This window comes from Aldersonia kunmingensis (genome assembly GCF_001646865.1).
Taxonomy (GTDB): domain Bacteria; phylum Actinomycetota; class Actinomycetes; order Mycobacteriales; family Mycobacteriaceae; genus Aldersonia; species Aldersonia kunmingensis.
Genome location: NZ_LRRB01000117.1, coordinates 1 through 15,868, shown reverse-complemented (window position 1 = coordinate 15,868; position 15,868 = coordinate 1). Strand labels below are relative to the sequence as shown.

Genomic DNA, 15,868 nt, shown 5'->3' with positions numbered 1-15,868 from the left:
GTACGGCTACTCTGTTGCCCTATGAATGCGTGGGTGGTACGCGGTCTCGTACTTGCAGTGGTCAATGTCGCCGTCCGAGCTCTCCTCGGTTTCGGAATCGGGCAGTGGCCGATGCAGGGCACACCGATGCGGTTGTTGTCGTTGCTCGTGGTGATTCTCGCCGCCGCTGGCTGGGGATACGTCGACGCGAAGCGCGATCGTGCGGCGTACCCGGGCGAGGATGAGGGCGCGGATCTGACCATGCTGTGGCTGAAGGCCGCCATCCTCGGAGGGCTTGCCGGCGGCGCGCTCGCGTGGCTGGTCGACATGTTCCCGAGCTTTGACCTCGGCGACAACCCGCTCTTCTTCGAACTCACCGCGGGCGCCGCATGGACGATCCTGCTGATCTTCGTTCCGGCGATGATCGGCATTGGGATCGGGCACTTCATTGCCCGCCGTGCCGAGGACAAGGCCGAGGAGTCGGCTCCCAAGCACTCGCGTGAGCCGGTTGCGGTGGGCGCCTCGGGTGCGTACGGCGAGGCCGGTGGCTACGACCCGTCGATCTTCCCGACAGAACAGCGGCAGGTCGATGCCGAAGCACCGACCGAGCAGTTCCCGGCGATCACCGACCGGCCCCAGGACGGCAAGAGCCAGTAAGGCTCCGCCCACAGAGCAAAGAAGAGGCCGACCATTTCTGGTCGGCCTCTTCTTCGTTTCTGTACCGCTACAGCAGCACGGACCCACCGCTCGGTGTGCCCTCCCGCGCCACGGCGGAGTATGCGGCAGCCAGTAGGGCCGGATCCGGCCCTTCGAGCCGTCCGGGCTTCGCCAGCCCGTCCAGCACAACGAACCGCAGGATGCCGGCGCGGTTCTTCTTGTCGGTCTGCATGCCTTCGAGCAGCTGCGGCAGCGCGTCGGCGTCGTAGCCGGTCGGCAGGCCGACGCTCGCGAGGACAGCGCGGTGCCGATCGGCCGTCTCGTCGTCGAGCCGGCCCGCGAGCCGGCCGAGTTCGGCGGCGAACACCAGACCGACCGACACGGCGGCACCGTGACGCCAGCGGTAGCGCTCACGACGCTCGATGGCGTGGCCGAGGGTGTGGCCGTAGTTGAGGATCTCGCGCAGGCTCGACTCGCGCAGGTCCGCGGAAACGACGTCGGCCTTCACCTGAATCGAGCGGCGGATCAGTTCCGGCAGCACCGAACCGGTGGGGTCCAGCGCGGCCTCCGGGTCGCGTTCGATGAGTTCGAGGATCACAGGGTCGGCGATGAAGCCGGCCTTGATGATCTCAGCCATGCCCGCGACGATCTCGTTGCGCGGCACGGTCTCGAGCGTTGCGAGATCCACCAGCACCGCGGACGGCTCGTGGAAGGAGCCGACCAGGTTCTTGCCTGCATCGGTGTTGATTCCGGTCTTTCCGCCGACCGCGGCGTCGACCATGGCCAGCAGCGTGGTCGGCACATGCACGATCCGCACGCCGCGCATCCAGGTCGCTGCGACGAACCCGGCGAGGTCGGTCGCGGCACCGCCACCGAGGCTGACGACGGCATCGCTGCGGGTGAGCCCGATCCGGCCCAGCACTTCCCAGCAGAATCCCGCCACGGCGAGGTCCTTCCCGGCCTCGGCGTCCGGGATCTCCACACGGTGGGCGTCGACGCCCTGCTCGGCCAGCGCAGCACGGACCGCCTCGGCGGTCTGTGTGAGCGGCGGCTGATGGAAAATCGCGACTGTCCGCACCGACTTCAGCTCGTCGACGAGTTCGCCGAGCAGGCCGCGGCCGATGACCACCCGATACGGGTTCGCCGTCCGGACCTCTACGGACTGTGGCTCATTTGCAGGCTCCGCGCTTGACGTCGGCTCACTCACGACTTCTGCTCCGTTTCCTTCGGTTGGGCGCTCAGCTTGGCGACGATCTGCTTGACCACTCGGCCTGGGCTGCGGCCATCGGTCCGCACGCGGATTGTGGCGACCTCGCGGTAGAGCGGGCGCCGCCGACGCATCAGTTCACGGTACTTCGCGCCGGGGTCCGGGCCGGCCAGGAGCGGCCGCTTGCTGTTGGCGCCCGTGCGACGCAGCCCTTCGGCGACGCTGATCTCGAGGTACACCACCGTCTGACCCTTCAACAGGGCCCGGGTGTCGCGGGACAGCACGGAACCACCGCCGAGCGACACCACCCCGCCCTGCGTCTGCACCGCACGGCGGACCACGTCCTCCTCGATCGCACGGAAGGCCGGTTCGCCGTCGTTCGCAAAGATGTCCGAGATGGCGCGGCCGGTCTCCCGCTCGATCGCCTGATCGGTGTCGTACAGCGGGACACCCAGTTCGCGGGCCAGCCGTCGCCCGATCGTCGACTTCCCCGCCCCGGGCGGTCCGACCAGCACCGCCCGCGGACGCCTCCCGGTAGCGGCCTCGGTCATCGCGGCGGGCGAGCGGCGACCCGCCCGAGGTACGCGGCGATATTCGCCGTCGTCTCGGTCAGCGAGTCGCCACCGAACTTCTGCAGCGCGGCCTGCGCGACCACGAGCGCCACCATCGACTCGGCAACGACACCCGCGGCGGGAACGGCACACACGTCCGAGCGCTGGTGGATCGCAACGGCTTCCTCACCAGTGGTCATGTCCACCGTGGACAGCGCGCGCGGCACCGTGGAGATCGGCTTCATGGCGGCACGTACACGCAGCGCCTCGCCGTTGGTCATGCCGCCCTCGAGGCCGCCGGCACGGTTGGTGGAGCGCAGTACGCCGTCCGGTCCGGGACGCATTTCGTCGTGGGCCTGGCTGCCGCGGCGGCGCGCGGTCTCGAAGCCGTCGCCGACCTCGACACCCTTGATGGCCTGAATACCCATGAGTGCGGCGGCAATTCGCGAGTCAAGGCGGTTCTCGCCGCTCGTGAACGAGCCGAGGCCGACGGGCAGACCCTCGATGACAACCTCGACCACACCGCCGAGAGTGTCGCCGTCCTTTTTGGCGGCGTCGATTTCGGCGATCATCGCCGCCTCGGCGTCCTTGTCGAACGCGCGCACCGGACTCTCGTCGATCGCAGCGAGATCGGCGGCGGTGGGCACCAGGCCGTCCGGCGCGGCGGCCGAACCGATGGAGACGACGTGCGAGATCACCTCGACACCGAACGCCTGACGCAGGAATGCGCGAGCGACCGTGCCGCACGCGACGCGGGCAGCGGTCTCGCGCGCACTGGCACGCTCGAGCACCGGTCGGGCGTCGTCGAAGCCGTACTTGAGCATGCCGGAGTAATCGGCGTGGCCCGGACGGGGCCGGGTCAGCGGGGCATTGCGGGCCAGATCGGCGAGCACGTCCGGATCGACCGGGTCGGCCGACATGACGGTTTCCCACTTGGGCCACTCGGTATTGCCGACCTCGATGGCGACCGGTCCGCCCATCGTGCGGCCGTGCCGCACACCGCCGACGATGGTGACCTTGTCGGCTTCGAACTTCATCCGTGCGCCGCGGCCGTAGCCGAGCCGACGCCGCGCCAACTGCGTCGAGATCTGGTCCGAAGTCACCTCGACTCCGGCGATCATCCCGTCGAGCAAGGCGACGAGGGCGGGACCATGGGATTCTCCGGCAGTTATCCAGCGCAGCACGCCCGCAATCTTCCCATGTCGGAGGACATGCCCGAGCACGTGGTCCGGCACGACACGCTTGCGCTCACATCGACAGTGCGAGTGCGATGAGGCTCGCGAGGCACATGCCCGGTCCGTGCGCCACCACGGTCGGCGCACGCGCGCGGCCGCCGCGCAGCCACAGTAGCGATCCCGCGAGCGCGGTGCCGACCGGTGCGAGCAGTGCCGCGGTCACCCACGCCTGCCCACCGGCAAGCGCCACAGCGGCGCCGAGCGCGAAGGCGAGCTTCACGTCACCGGCGCCGAGGGCTCCCGGCGCGACCAGATGAACCACGAGATAGACCGCGAAGAGCAACAGCCCGCCGATCAACGCTGCCGACCACCGCCCGGTCATTGCGGCGAACAGCAGGACCGCCACCGCACCGCCCGCGGTCAACGCGTTCGGCAGCCGCCGCTCCCGCAGATCGATCACTGTCAGCCAGGCACACCAGGCGACGAATACCGCGAGCACCAATCCGGTCATGGGAGCTGAGTCTTGCGATCGAAATCCCGAATCGGGTGGCCTTACTGCCGAGTTGTGGACGGGCGATCGGTTGTGGATAGATCCGCCCCCGCATAATCGTCGGCATGGCATTTCTCGATGACTGGACCGCGGGTTCGCACACGTCGGACAAGGGCGTGACCTACCCGACCTATCGCAAGGGCAGCGGTCCGGGCGTCGTCATCATCCACGAGGTCCCGGGCATCTACGCCGACGTCGTCGAGTTCGCCGAGGAGGTCGTGGCGGCGGGCTACACCGTCGTAATGCCCGCACTGTTCGGCAAGGTCGGCGCGCCGAAAAACGAGTGGACAATCACGAAAACCATTACGCGACTGTGCGTCAGCGCCGAGTTCAACGTCCTGCGCCGCGGACGCACCTCTCCGGTCACCGCCTGGCTGCGCAGCCTCGCCAACGAGCTACACGAGGAATTGGGCGGCCCGGGCGTGGGCGCGTTGGGCATGTGCGCCACCGGCAATTTCGCACTCGCCATGATGATCGAGCCGTCGGTCGTGGCCCCGGTCCTGGCGCAGCCCTCACTCCCGTTCGCGATCACGCCGAAGCACGGTCGAGATCTCAATCTCTCCCCCGATGACCTCGCCGCCGTCAAGAAGCGTGCCGCCGAAGGCTGCCAGGTGCTGGGCCTGCAATACCGCGACGATGTGATGGTCGGGAAGCGGTTCCAAACACTCGGCGACGAGTTGGGCGGCGCCTTCATTCCTTACTGGTTCATGGGCAAGGGCCATTCGACGCTGACGTCGGAGCGCAACGACGTCGCGGTCCAGACGGTGCTGGACTTCTTCGCCGACAAGCTCAAAACCGCCTGACCGGCGGCGCTGCTAGTTGAACAGCGCCGCGGCCATCTCGTCGCGCGGCGCGGGCATCCCGGTGAACTGCTCGACCTGGCCATAGGCCTGGTTCAGCAACATCATCAGTCCGTTGACCGCGACCCCACCGGCAGCCTCCACCGCGTGCGCGACGGGCGTCGGCCAGGGGTCGTAGATCGCGTCGAGAACGAACCCGCACTTCGCGACCGCTTCCGCAATCGATGGAGTGGCTGTGGCGGGCATGGTGCTGACCACGACGGTCGCGTCACCGCAGGCCTCGGCAACCACCGACTTCTCGAGATCGATGACCCGCGCCGGCATGCCCAGGATCGCCGACAACTCGAGCGCCGGGCGAGCCCGTTCGGCGTCGCGCGCCACGATGGTGATCTGCGCCGCCCCGAGTTCGGCCAACGCGAGCAGCGCCGGGCGTGCCGTACCGCCCGCACCGAGGACGACAGCCGACGCGCCTTCGAGATCAGGCGCACCGCCCTGGATCAGGGCTCCACGCACGCCGTCGACATCGGTGCAGTCCGCATGCCAGCCGTTCTCTGTACGTACCAACGTGTTCGCCGAACCGACGAGCACCGCGCGATCGGATTGAGTGGTGGCGACATCGAGTGCAGCGACCTTGCCGGGCATCGTCACCGACAGGCCAACCCATTCCGGACCCAGCACGGAGACCAGCTTGGGCAGCTGCTCGGCCGTGCACTCGATCCGCTCGTAGGTCCAATCGGTCAGCCCGAGCGCGCGGTACGCGGCGAGATGGAGCTGCGGAGACCGGGAATGGGACACCGGACTACCGAGAACTGCGGCCTTACGAACGTCAGCGCCCACTGTCGAGAATCCCGCTTTCGTTTGCCTTTTCGATGTTGCGCAGGTGCTCGTCGTAGCTCTCGGTGAACAACGTCGTGCCCTGCTGGTCGATGGTGACGAAGTACAACCATGGTCCCGGTACCGGCTGCTCGACCGCCTCGAGCGCGTCGATGCTCGGCGCCGCGATCGGCGTCGCGGGCAGACCGGCCATTGCGTAGGTGTTCCACGGGGTTTCGCGCGCCCGGTCCGCGTCGGTTGTCGCGACCTCGGTCTCGTCCAGTGCGTAGTTCACCGTCGAGTCGAACTGCAGCGGTTGCGAAACGGCGAGCCGGTTCAGGATGACGCGCGCCACCTTGGCGAAATCGTCGGGCAGCGATTCCCGCTCGACCAACGATGCCGCAGTGAGCATCTGGTACGGCGTGAGACCGTTCTCCCTGGCCGGGTTCAGCAGTCCGGTCTCTTCGTATCGCGCGGCGCTCTCCGAAACCAGCTGGCACAGGATCTCGGTGGGCGTCGCGGTGGGGTCGAAGTCCCACGTGCCCGACGCGATGAGACCCTCGAGTTGGCGATCCCGATCCGGGACGGCCCGCACGCCCGCGATCGCCCACTTGGGTACGCACAGCGCGTCCAGGTCCTCGGATGCGCCGGCTGCATTCAGGTCGTCGTAGCTCACGCATTGCTCATCGGCGCCGTAGCAGCTGGCCTTGGCGATCTTGGTGTAGATGCCTTCCTTGATGGCGGCGGTCGTCACGTCACGGTTGTCGTGCAATTGCCGCCCCTCGGACAGCACCATCTGCCCGACCCGCGACTCTCCTCCGACAAGAGTCGCGACGGCCTCGTCGCCCGGAATGTGGCTGGGAAGTGCGTAGTACCCGGGCTGAACGCTCTCCATCCGCGAATCCTGCACCGCCGCTTCGTAGAACGCGGCCGAGCTCGCAACGACGCCCTGGTCGACCATGGTCTGCGAGATCTCCGAGGCAGTTTCGCCTGAGCCGACGTGAACGACGACGTCCTGCTCGGAGGTCCCGGCCTCATAATCGGCAGCCGGTTCGGAGCCGAAGTACTTCTTCATGATGAACGCGGCACCGCCGGCGATCAGCACCGCGAAGACGACGCCGAAGACAACAACGACGACGCGGCCGCGGCGACGCCGCGCTTCCGCGGCGCGCTCACGGCGACGGCGGCCGACCCGGGTGGGCTCGGGACGCCGAGTACGCCTGGGTCCGCGCGCATCGTCCATCTCCGCCACACTGCCACGACGCGGCTGCGAACGGCTCCGGCCGTCGCTCACCGGCCGCCCCCCGCCTCCGGTACGGATCCGTCAGCTTCGACGCGTCCCAACCGTGCACTCCGTTCCTCGAGCCATCCCTGCAGGATGGCGACCGCAGCGGCCTGGTCGATCACGCCGCGCTGTCCCTTGGCCCGCACGCCACTCTCGCGGAGTGATCGCGCGGCCGTCACTGTAGTGAGGCGTTCGTCGGACAGTCGAACCGGAACCGGGTCGAGTGCTGTCCGCAGCCTTCGCGCGAAGGCCACCGCCAGTTCAGCGGCTTTCCCGCGCTCGCCTCGAAGCGTCTGCGGCATCCCGACGATCACTTCGACGGCCTCATACTCCCCCACGATCGCAACGATCCTGCGGATATCCGGAGCGCCCGGCGAGTTGTCTTTCGCCCGCGCAACGGTCTCAACCGGGGTCGCAAGAATGCCGTCCGGATCGCACGACGCGACGCCGATCCGGACGCTGCCCACATCGATCCCGATGCGACGCCCGCGACCGGGATCATCGACGCCGGGATGGTCGGGGCCGGGCAGATCAGGCACTAGGGCGCCGACAAGGGAGTTTGGGAGACATGCGCTAACCCACCAGTTCGCCGACCCGTGCACGGACGGCCGCGAGACCCGCGGGGATACCGGCAGGATCGGCGCCCGAGCCCTGAGCCAGCTCCGGCTTGCCGCCACCGCGGCCCGAGATCGACGGACCGAAGCTGCCGACCAGGTCGCCGGCCTTGATGCCGAGATCGATCGCGCCCTTGTTCGCGGCGACGACGAACGGCACCTTCCCGTCCGCGCTGCCGAGCAGCACGACAACGGCGGCCTCGTTGAACCGGCCACGGATGTCCATCGCGAGCGTGCGCAGGTCATTTCCGGACACGCCGTCGGGCGCCTGCTCGGCCACGAGCAGCAGCCCACCGACGCGGTGCGCCTTGTCCACGAACGTGCCCGCTGCGGACAGCACCGCAGCGGCCTTGGTCTTCTCGAGTTCCTTCTCGGCGACGCGCAGGCGTTCCACGAGCTGCTCGACGCGGGCGGGAACCTCTTCGGACGGCACCTTCAACGACGACGCGACACCGGCGAGCAGGGCCCGCTCCTTGGCGAGGTACTTGTAGGAGTCCAGGCCGACGAACGCCTCAACACGTCGAATACCCGAGCCGACCGACGATTCGCCGAGCAGTGTCACCGGACCGATCTGGCTGGAGTGCTCGACGTGCGTGCCGCCGCACAGCTCCATCGAGAACGGGCCGCCGATCTCGACGACGCGGACCTCGTCGCCGTAGTTCTCGCCGAACAGCGCGAGCGCACCCATGGTCTTGGCCTTGGGCAGATCGGTAACGAACGTGTTGACCGGGAAATCCGAGCCGACGGCGTCGTTGGTAACCGACTCGATATCGGCCTTCTGCTGCTCGGAAAGCCCGCCCTGCCAATTGAAGTCGAACCGCAGGTAGCCCGGCTTGTTCAGCGAGCCGGCCTGAACAGCGTTGGGACCGAGCACCTGCCGCAGCGCGGCGTGCACCATGTGCGTGCCCGAGTGGCCCTGGGTCGCGCCCTTGCGCCAGCCCGGGTCGACCTGAGCGAGCACCTCGTCACCCTCGGTGAGCTGCCCCTCCTCGATGGTGACCTTGTGCACCCAGACCTTCTTCGCGATCTTCTGTACGTCGTTGACGCGGACGCGAAGACCGGCGGCGGTGAGCGAGCCCTGGTCGGCGATCTGGCCGCCGGCCTCGGCGTAGAGCGGGCTGCGATCGAGGATGACCTCGACGTCCTCGCCCTTGCCTGCGGTCGGGATGCGCACGCCGCCCGAGATCAGGGCAAGCACGCGAGCCTCGGAGTTCAGTTCGCTGAAACCGGTGAACTCGGTGGGGTTGGAGTCGACGAACTCCTTGTAGATGGTCAGGTCGGCGTGCGCATGCTTGCGCGCCTGCGCGTCTTCCTTCGCACGCTGTCGCTGCTCGGCCATCAGCGAACGGAAGCCCTCTTCATCCACCGAGAGGCCGGCCTCGGCTGCCATCTCGAGCGTGAGGTCGATCGGGAAGCCATAGGTGTCGTGCAGGGTGAACGCCTCGTTGCCGCCGATCACCTTGCCGCCCTTGGCCTTCACCGAGTCCGCGGCGCCCTCGAACAGCTTGGACCCCGAGGTCAGGGTCTTGAGGAACGCAGTCTCCTCGCCGACCGCAACGGTCTCGATGCGCTTGTAGTCGGACGCGAGTTCCGGGTAGGAGGGCGACATTTCGTCACGCACCACGCTCATGAACGCGGCCATGGTGGGCTTCTCGGCGCCGAGCAGGCGCGCGGAGCGAACAATGCGGCGCAGCAGGCGGCGCAGCACGTAGCCGCGGCCGTCGTTGCCGGGATTCACGCCGTCCGCGATCAGCATCGCTGCGGTACGCGCGTGGTCCGCGATCACACGGAAGCGGACATCGTCCTCATGCACAGAGCCGTAGCTCCGGCCGGTCAGCTCCTCGGCCTTGGTGATCACCGGTCGAACGAGGTCGGTTTCGTAGACGTTGTCGACGCCCTGCAGCAGGAACGCGACGCGCTCGACGCCCATGCCGGTGTCGATGTTCTGCTTCGGCAGCGGGCCGATGATCTCGAAGTTGTCCTTCGAGGTGCCGAGACCGCGCTCGTTCTGCATGAAGACGAGGTTCCAGATTTCGAGGTAGCGATCCTCGTCGGCCTCAGGACCACCGTCGATGCCGTACTCGGGGCCGCGGTCGTAGTAGATCTCCGAGCACGGGCCGCACGGGCCGGGGATGCCCATCGACCAGTAGTTGTCGGCCATGCCGCGACGCTGGATGCGCTCCTCGGGCAGCCCGGCGACGTCCTTCCACAGCGCGATGGCCTCGTCGTCATCGAGATAGACGGTCACCCACAGCCGGCTCGGGTCGAATCCGTATCCGCCGTCCTCGACGGCGTTCGTCAGCAGAGTCCAGGCGAACTCGATCGCCTCGCGCTTGAAGTAGTCGCCGAAGGAGAAGTTGCCGGCCATCTGGAAGAACGTGTTGTGCCGAGTCGTGATGCCGACGTTCTCGATGTCGAGGGTGCGCACGCACTTCTGCACGCTGGCCGCCCGCGGGTACGGCGGGGTCTGCTGACCGAGGAAGAACGGCACGAACTGAACCATGCCCGCATTGACGAACAGCAGGTTGGGGTCGTTGAGGATCAGCGACGCGCTTGGGACCTCGGTGTGTCCGGCCTTGACGAAATGATCAAGGAAACGCCGCCTGATCTCATGGGTCTGCACGTGTAATCCTTCAACTCGAAGCGCGATTTCGGCCTCGTCCAGACTACCGGGGGCGTGCCACTCAGTTATGCATGGCTGGACACGGTTAGCGACGGCCGCGCACGATCCGGCGCAACTTTTCGACCCGAGGGCCTATTTCACGTTCGACGCCGTGATCGGTCGGCACGTAGTAGTCGACTCCGACGAGGTCGTCCGGCGGGTACTGCTGAGCGAGCACACCGTCGGGATCGTCGTGCGGATACCGGTACCCCTTGGCATTGCCGAGCCGCTCGGCACCGGCGTAATGGCCATCGCGCAGGTGCGGCGGGACCAGCCCGGCCTTCCCCGCGGAGACATCGGCCATCGCGGCCCCGATTGCGGCCACGACGGCACCGGACTTCGGAGCGGTGGCGAGATGAATCGTCGCCTGAGCCAGCGCGAGTTTCGCCTCGGGCATCCCGATCAGCTGCACGGCCTGCGCGGCGGCGGTCGCGGTCTGCAGTGCGGTCGGGTCGGCCATGCCGATGTCCTCGCTCGCATGCACGACGAGCCGGCGGGCGATGAAACGCGGGTCCTCGCCTGCGGTGATCATCCGCGCGAGGTAGTGCAGTGCCGCGTCGACGTCGGACCCGCGGATCGATTTGATGAAGGCGCTGATCACGTCGTAGTGCTGATCACCGTCCCGGTCGTAGCGCACGGCGGCGCGGTCGACGCTGGCCTCGACGAGTTCGAGGGTGACCTCGGAGCCGTCACCCGTGGCCTCCGCGGCGGCTTCCAGCGCGGTGAGTGCGCGTCGCGCGTCGCCGCCGCCGATGCGCACGATGTGGTCGACGGCGTCGTCGGCAATCGTGTACCGGCCGCCGAGACCCCGAGGGTCGGTCAGCGCGCGGTCCAGCACCGCCCTGATGTCGTCGTCCGACAGTGAGCGCAGCTGCAGCACCAGCGACCGCGACAGCAGCGGAGAGACCACCGAGAACGACGGGTTTTCGGTGGTGGCGCCGACGAGCAGGACGATCCGGTTCTCGACCGCGGCGAGCAGGGCGTCCTGCTGCGTCTTGGAGAACCGGTGCACCTCGTCGATGAACAGCACGGTCTGCTCGTTGTTCAACAGGCGACGCCGCGCGAGATCGATGACCGCGCGAACCTCCTTGACACCCGCGGACAACGCCGACAATGCCTCGAACCGGCGTCCGGTGGCCTGCGAAATGAGCGAGGCCAGCGTGGTCTTCCCGGTCCCTGGTGGGCCGTAGAGCAGTACCGATGCCGCGCCCGCACCCTCAACGAGCCGGCGCAGCGGAGAACCCGGGCCAAGCAGGTGCTGCTGCCCAACCACCTCGTCGAGGGTGGCCGGGCGCATCCGCACGGCGAGCGGGGCGCTCGCCCCGGGGCCCGCGAAGTCAACCGCACCGCGGTCGCCGCCCTCGCCGGGCACCTCGAACAGACTTTCGGTCACGCCTCGACCGTACCGACCTCGGTTGCCTCCCGAGGGCGGGGCTGTCGAATCGTGCGCTCCCCGGACGACGCACTGACAAGAGCCGTTCCGACCCCCGGGAGCCCACCGATGCGCTACCTCGTCCTCTACCGCAGTCCCACCGTCCCCGCGCGAGACCGCTTCGCGGCTGCCGCGCACCGCGCGGGGGTGCTACTCGCCTGCGACACACTCGAGCCGGCCGGTGCCCGCATCGCCGTACGGGACGGCCAACGGATCGCCGGTGGAACGGGTGACGCCGCGCCGACCGGACTGGTGATCGTCGACGTGCGCTCGCTCGCCGAGGCAGTCGAGTGGGCGAATCGGCTGGCGGACGAATTCGTCGACGTCGAACTGACGGTGGCCCCGATCGCCGGAACATGACCCGCGCCGCATGTCGGCAGGACGTGGTGAGATTGGTGATCGTGACGGCCGACCACGAGCCAACTCCCCCGCCGACCGACGAAACCCACGCGGCGATCGATGCCGTCTGGCGAATCGAATCCGCGCGCGTGATCGCCGGACTCACCCGCATGGTGCACGACGTCGGCCTCGCCGAGGAACTCGCACAGGACGCCCTCGTCGCCGCGCTCGAGCAGTGGCCACAAACCGGCGTTCCGCGAAACCCGGGCGCCTGGTTGATGGCCATCGCGAAGCGCCGCGCGATCGACCGATTCCGGCGCCAGGAGCGCCTCGACCGCAAGCATCAGGAGATCGCACGCGATCTCGAAACCGAGCTGAACTCGGGTGTCGAGGACGAGGCGTTGCTCGAGGAGCAGATCGAAGACGACCTGCTGCGCCTGATGTTCGTTTCGTGCCATCCGGTGCTGTCCACCGAGGCTCGCGTAGCCCTCACGCTGAAGCTGCTCGGCGGGCTCACAACACCGGAGATCGCGCGGGCCTTCCTTGCGTCGGAATCAACCGTGGCGCAACGAATCGTGCGGGCGAAACGCACGCTCGCCGACGCGCAGGTGCCATTCGAGGTGCCTGGCAGGGATGAGCTTCCTGCGCGGCTCGACTCGGTGCTCGAGGTGATCTACCTGATCTTCAACGAGGGTTACTCCGCGACGGCCGGCGACGACTGGCTGCGACCCGAGATGTGTGCGGAGGCATTGCGACTCGGTCGGATCCTGGCCGGCCTCATGCCCGACGAGGCCGAGGTGCACGGCCTCGTGGCGCTGATGGAAATCCAGGCGTCACGCACCGCCGCCCGACGCGGACCCAACGGCGAAGCGATCCTTTTGCTCGATCAAGACCGCAGCCGTTGGGACCAACTGATGATCCGCCGCGGACTCGATGCCCTCGAACGCGCCGAAGACCTTGCCGCCGAACCCGGTACGTACACGATGCAGGCCGCGATCGCGGCCTGCCACGCACGCGCCGCGCGCGCCGAGGACACCGACTGGGAACGCATCGCGAGCCTCTATGGTCTGCTCGCGGCAAAGCAGCCGTCGCCGATCGTCGAACTCAACCGCGCGGTGGCGCTATCGATGGCACGCGGGCCGGCGGCCGGATTGGCCGTTGTCGACGCGATCCGCGACGAGCCGTCGCTGCGCAACTACCACCTGCTGCCAAGCGTGCGCGGCGATTTCCTCGCTCACCTGGGCCGATTCGACGAGGCCCGAGCCGAATTCGAACAGGCAGCGGAACTGACCCGAAATCAGGCCGAGCGAGACCTTCTCAACTCCCGCGCCGAATCCTGCGCGAATGGCGTTGTCCCGGAACGCTGAGCTCCTGGCCGCGGGATCGGCCTAGCCGACCCACTTGGTTTCGAAGGCGTCCGCCACTGCCTCGGCAAACGCGGCGAGCGAACCCTCACCTACATGTACGGCAAAGGTTGCCAGCGATCGCCACCGGCGCGGCAACGCGACCGAGCGCCGCACCGCCAAGCCGTGCTCGCGAACCTCGGCGAGGCGTGAGTTGTTGTCCGGCAGGTACCAGAACGTGCTGAGCCACACCCAGATCAGCTCGGCGTCGAGAATCTTGCGCCGCAGCAGTTCGTCGTCGGCGAGCTGCGGCCACATCCCGACCACCTCGGCGCGCCAGGCTTCCACCATCGCCCGCGCACGCGGCGCAGTCAGGTCGTAGTCGCACAGGCAACCCGGGAAGGAGACCAGCGTCTCCGCAATGTCGAGCGTCGCGTCTCGGAAGCCGCCCCACTCGTAATCGAGGAAGCGGACGCCTTCCCCGTTGACGATGATGTTGTCCGGGCACAGGTCGGACGGACTGAACGCCCGCAGCCGCCCGCCGCTGAAAAGCTTGCTGCACCGCCGAGCCATCTCGGTGATATCGGCAGGCACCTCGATGCCGACCTTTTCGCGCAGCAGATCCGCGAGGCCCTCCACCGACGCCTCGGCCTGTTCGGCCAGCTCGTCGTGACGGTCCATGTCTGCTCGCCGAGCCAGTGCGATGAAGTCGTCTTCGCGGCCGACGGTGGCCGCGTGCATGCGGCCCAGCGCCTGTGCCTGGGCCATCAGCATGTTCGTGACGGCGTTGTCGTCACCGTGCTTCAGCAGGCTCGTCATCTGGTGTTCATCGCCGAGATCGCTCAACACCAGCAGGCGCGAATCGATGTCGTAACCGAGCAGTTCCGGGCCGGGTCGGTTGCCCGGCGCGAGCGAGGTGGCGAACTGGTAGCAAACCGCTTCCCGAACGAATGCCGATGCGAGTGCGGTGTCGCCGCGCGCCTCGGGACCCCGGTTCAGCGCCTCGTACGCGGAACCGTTGATCTGCTTCAGGATGACCGTCCGCGGAAGGGAATACGCATTCTCCGCAATTCGGGCACGCAGCACGACCGTGCGGCGACCCGCCCCCAGTTCCACCGGGTCCACAAGCTTGACGGGTGACCCCATACGCTTGGTGAGCAACTGCTGCGCAGCGGCCAGGACTTCGGCTGCGCGTTCGGCCAATACTGCGGTCATTACCTTCCAACCTACCCGTGTTCGGACAGATTCTGCCCGACGGAGAGTTTCACTACGAGCACGCGACGGTGACCACTCGGCGCAACCGGTTGCAAGTTCATTACGGGGTGTTCAGAGCAAACACCTTGCAAGACACGCCGGAGCAAGATCGCTCGTGCCGCGCTTGACACCTCGGTTGCACCTAGAGTGTGGCGAGGTCCGAATTTTCCGTAATCCCTCCTTCTCCTGCAAGGAAACGCAGATGACTGAAAATCCCCCGCCGCCGCGTGGCGAGGGCGGCGATACACCGCAGAACGACCCCCAATACCCGCCGTACCCCGGCGGCCAGCCCCCGCAGGGCCCGCCGCCGGGTCAGCCCGGTCAGTACGGACCGCCGCCCCAGGGACCCCCACCGGGCGGATATGGTCCGCCTCCCGGTGGTGGCTACGGTCCCCCGCCCGGGCAGTACGGTCAGCCGCCGCAGGGCGGATATCCCCCGCCGCCGCCGGGGCCCGGTTATGGCGAGCCCTTCCCCGCCGCATCCGGCGGATACGGCTATGACGCCGGACCGGAGCTGAGCGTCGGTGCAGCGATCGGCTACGGCTGGGAGAAGTTCAAGGGCAACGCGCTGGTGTGGATCGGTATCACGCTGGCCGCGATCGTGATCCAGGGCCTGCTGCAGGTCTTGTTCCGTGTGAGCGATTCGATCGTGCTCGCGATCATCGGCGCCCTCATCCTGTTCGTGGTGGGCGTGCTGATTCAGGCCGCGTTCTTCCAGGGCGCCCTGCACGAGTTGGACGGCCGCCGCCCGGACTTCGGGTCGTTCTTCCGCTGGGAGAACGTCGGACAGCTGGTCCTGGCCGCGCTGCTGGTCGGCCTGGCCACCTGGGTTGGTCTGATCCTGTGCATCATCCCGGGCATCATCGTCGGGTTCCTGCTGTTCTATACGCTGCCGTTCGTCATCGATCAGCGACGGGAAGCCGTCGACGCCATCAAGTCGAGCTACAACCTGGTCTCGCAGAATGTCGGTCCGCTGCTCTTGCTGGCGCTGGCCTGCATCGGCCTGAACATCGTCGGCGCGATCCTGTGCGGCGTCGGCCTGCTCGTCTCGGGTCCGGTCACCTTGATCGCCGCAACCTACGCATTCCGCGTTCTGGTGCGTGGACCGGTGTCACCGGCGACCAGCTAGATATGGGCAAGCGAAAGGCCCCGCACCATCCGGTGCGGGGCCTTTTCGTTTCGCCCGTTGGGCTACTTGTCGTCCTTC

14 protein-coding genes and 1 pseudogene are annotated in these 15,868 nt (G+C 67.7%); 5 read left to right on the top strand and 10 right to left on the bottom strand.

Going from position 1 to position 15,868, the window contains the following annotated elements:
- Positions 1 to 21 precede the first annotated feature (21 nt).
- Positions 22 to 636, top strand: a complete 615-nt coding sequence (locus A8G08_RS09370; protein ID WP_068273110.1) for a B-4DMT family transporter — start codon at positions 22 to 24, stop codon at positions 634 to 636.
- Between the two features lie 67 nt (positions 637 to 703).
- Here the strand turns inward: A8G08_RS09370 and aroB are convergent, their stop codons facing one another.
- From aroB to A8G08_RS09350, 4 genes are all read right to left on the bottom strand, one after another.
- Positions 704 to 1,843, bottom strand: coding sequence for a 3-dehydroquinate synthase (gene aroB / locus A8G08_RS09365; RefSeq protein WP_068273108.1), 1,140 nt, complete (start codon positions 1,841 to 1,843; stop codon positions 704 to 706).
- Positions 1,840 to 2,394, bottom strand: a complete 555-nt coding sequence (locus A8G08_RS09360; protein ID WP_068273106.1) for a shikimate kinase — start codon at positions 2,392 to 2,394, stop codon at positions 1,840 to 1,842. The genes aroB and A8G08_RS09360 overlap by 4 nt, the downstream gene beginning before the upstream one ends.
- Positions 2,391 to 3,578, bottom strand: a complete 1,188-nt coding sequence (gene aroC / locus A8G08_RS09355; protein ID WP_068273146.1) for a chorismate synthase — start codon at positions 3,576 to 3,578, stop codon at positions 2,391 to 2,393. The genes A8G08_RS09360 and aroC overlap by 4 nt, the downstream gene beginning before the upstream one ends.
- 64 nt (positions 3,579 to 3,642) lie before the next feature.
- Positions 3,643 to 4,080: a prepilin peptidase gene (locus A8G08_RS09350; RefSeq protein ID WP_068273105.1), complete on the bottom strand. Its 438-nt coding sequence runs from the start codon at positions 4,078 to 4,080 to the stop codon at positions 3,643 to 3,645.
- Positions 4,081 to 4,184: 104 nt separating this feature from the next.
- On the opposite strand from A8G08_RS09350, the gene A8G08_RS09345 reads away from it, so the two are divergent.
- Positions 4,185 to 4,922, top strand: a complete 738-nt coding sequence (locus A8G08_RS09345; RefSeq protein ID WP_068273102.1) for a dienelactone hydrolase family protein — start codon at positions 4,185 to 4,187, stop codon at positions 4,920 to 4,922.
- A gap of 12 nt (positions 4,923 to 4,934) precedes the next feature.
- Here A8G08_RS09345 and A8G08_RS09340 read toward each other — a convergent pair whose 3' ends face one another.
- From A8G08_RS09340 to A8G08_RS09320, 5 genes and pseudogenes are all read right to left on the bottom strand, one after another.
- A complete protein-coding gene (locus tag A8G08_RS09340; RefSeq protein ID WP_068273100.1) occupies positions 4,935 to 5,756 on the bottom strand; it encodes a shikimate dehydrogenase in 822 nt (273 codons plus the stop codon).
- Positions 5,746 to 6,933, bottom strand: a pseudogene (mltG, locus tag A8G08_RS09335) (endolytic transglycosylase MltG); the annotation flags it as partial. The pseudogene mltG and the gene A8G08_RS09340, both read right to left, overlap by 11 nt.
- A gap of 89 nt (positions 6,934 to 7,022) precedes the next feature.
- Positions 7,023 to 7,556, bottom strand: a complete 534-nt coding sequence (ruvX, locus tag A8G08_RS09330) for a Holliday junction resolvase RuvX (protein WP_068273096.1) — start codon at positions 7,554 to 7,556, stop codon at positions 7,023 to 7,025.
- 34 nt (positions 7,557 to 7,590) lie between these two features.
- On the bottom strand, positions 7,591 to 10,254 hold the full coding sequence (gene alaS, locus A8G08_RS09325; RefSeq protein WP_068273095.1) for an alanine--tRNA ligase: 2,664 nt from the start codon (positions 10,252 to 10,254) through the stop codon (positions 7,591 to 7,593).
- An 85-nt stretch (positions 10,255 to 10,339) separates the two neighbouring features.
- Positions 10,340 to 11,665, bottom strand: a complete 1,326-nt coding sequence (locus A8G08_RS09320; RefSeq protein ID WP_245672748.1) for a replication-associated recombination protein A — start codon at positions 11,663 to 11,665, stop codon at positions 10,340 to 10,342.
- A gap of 129 nt (positions 11,666 to 11,794) precedes the next feature.
- Here A8G08_RS09320 and A8G08_RS09315 point away from each other — a divergent pair, with 129 nt between their 5' ends.
- Both A8G08_RS09315 and A8G08_RS09310 read left to right on the top strand, forming a co-directional pair.
- Positions 11,795 to 12,085 carry a YciI family protein gene (locus A8G08_RS09315; RefSeq protein WP_068273091.1) on the top strand — a complete coding sequence of 97 codons (291 nt, stop codon included), beginning with the start codon at positions 11,795 to 11,797 and terminating at the stop codon, positions 12,083 to 12,085.
- A 41-nt stretch (positions 12,086 to 12,126) separates the two neighbouring features.
- Complete coding sequence (locus A8G08_RS09310; RefSeq protein WP_068273145.1) at positions 12,127 to 13,431, top strand: RNA polymerase sigma factor; 1,305 nt, start codon at positions 12,127 to 12,129, stop codon at positions 13,429 to 13,431.
- 21 nt (positions 13,432 to 13,452) lie between these two features.
- Here the strand turns inward: A8G08_RS09310 and A8G08_RS09305 are convergent, their stop codons facing one another.
- The gene (locus A8G08_RS09305) at positions 13,453 to 14,622 is read right to left on the bottom strand and encodes a phosphotransferase family protein (protein ID WP_068273089.1); all 1,170 of its coding nucleotides are present in this window, start codon (positions 14,620 to 14,622) and stop codon (positions 13,453 to 13,455) included.
- A 241-nt stretch (positions 14,623 to 14,863) separates the two neighbouring features.
- On the opposite strand from A8G08_RS09305, the gene A8G08_RS09300 reads away from it, so the two are divergent.
- Positions 14,864 to 15,790: a DUF2189 domain-containing protein gene (locus A8G08_RS09300; RefSeq protein WP_068273088.1), complete on the top strand. Its 927-nt coding sequence runs from the start codon at positions 14,864 to 14,866 to the stop codon at positions 15,788 to 15,790.
- Positions 15,791 to 15,868: the final 78 nt, after the last annotated feature.

Coding starts and splice junctions, on each gene's coding strand:
- A8G08_RS09360 (WP_068273106.1), bottom strand. CDS start 2,394: ATGACCGAGGCCGCTACCGGGAGGCGTCCGCGGGCGGTGCTGGTCGGA.
- A8G08_RS09315 (WP_068273091.1), top strand. CDS start 11,795: ATGCGCTACCTCGTCCTCTACCGCAGTCCCACCGTCCCCGCGCGAGAC.
- A8G08_RS09370 (WP_068273110.1), top strand. CDS start 22: ATGAATGCGTGGGTGGTACGCGGTCTCGTACTTGCAGTGGTCAATGTC.
- A8G08_RS09350 (WP_068273105.1), bottom strand. CDS start 4,080: ATGACCGGATTGGTGCTCGCGGTATTCGTCGCCTGGTGTGCCTGGCTG.
- A8G08_RS09345 (WP_068273102.1), top strand. CDS start 4,185: ATGGCATTTCTCGATGACTGGACCGCGGGTTCGCACACGTCGGACAAG.
- A8G08_RS09300 (WP_068273088.1), top strand. CDS start 14,864: ATGACTGAAAATCCCCCGCCGCCGCGTGGCGAGGGCGGCGATACACCG.
- A8G08_RS09305 (WP_068273089.1), bottom strand. CDS start 14,622: ATGACCGCAGTATTGGCCGAACGCGCAGCCGAAGTCCTGGCCGCTGCG.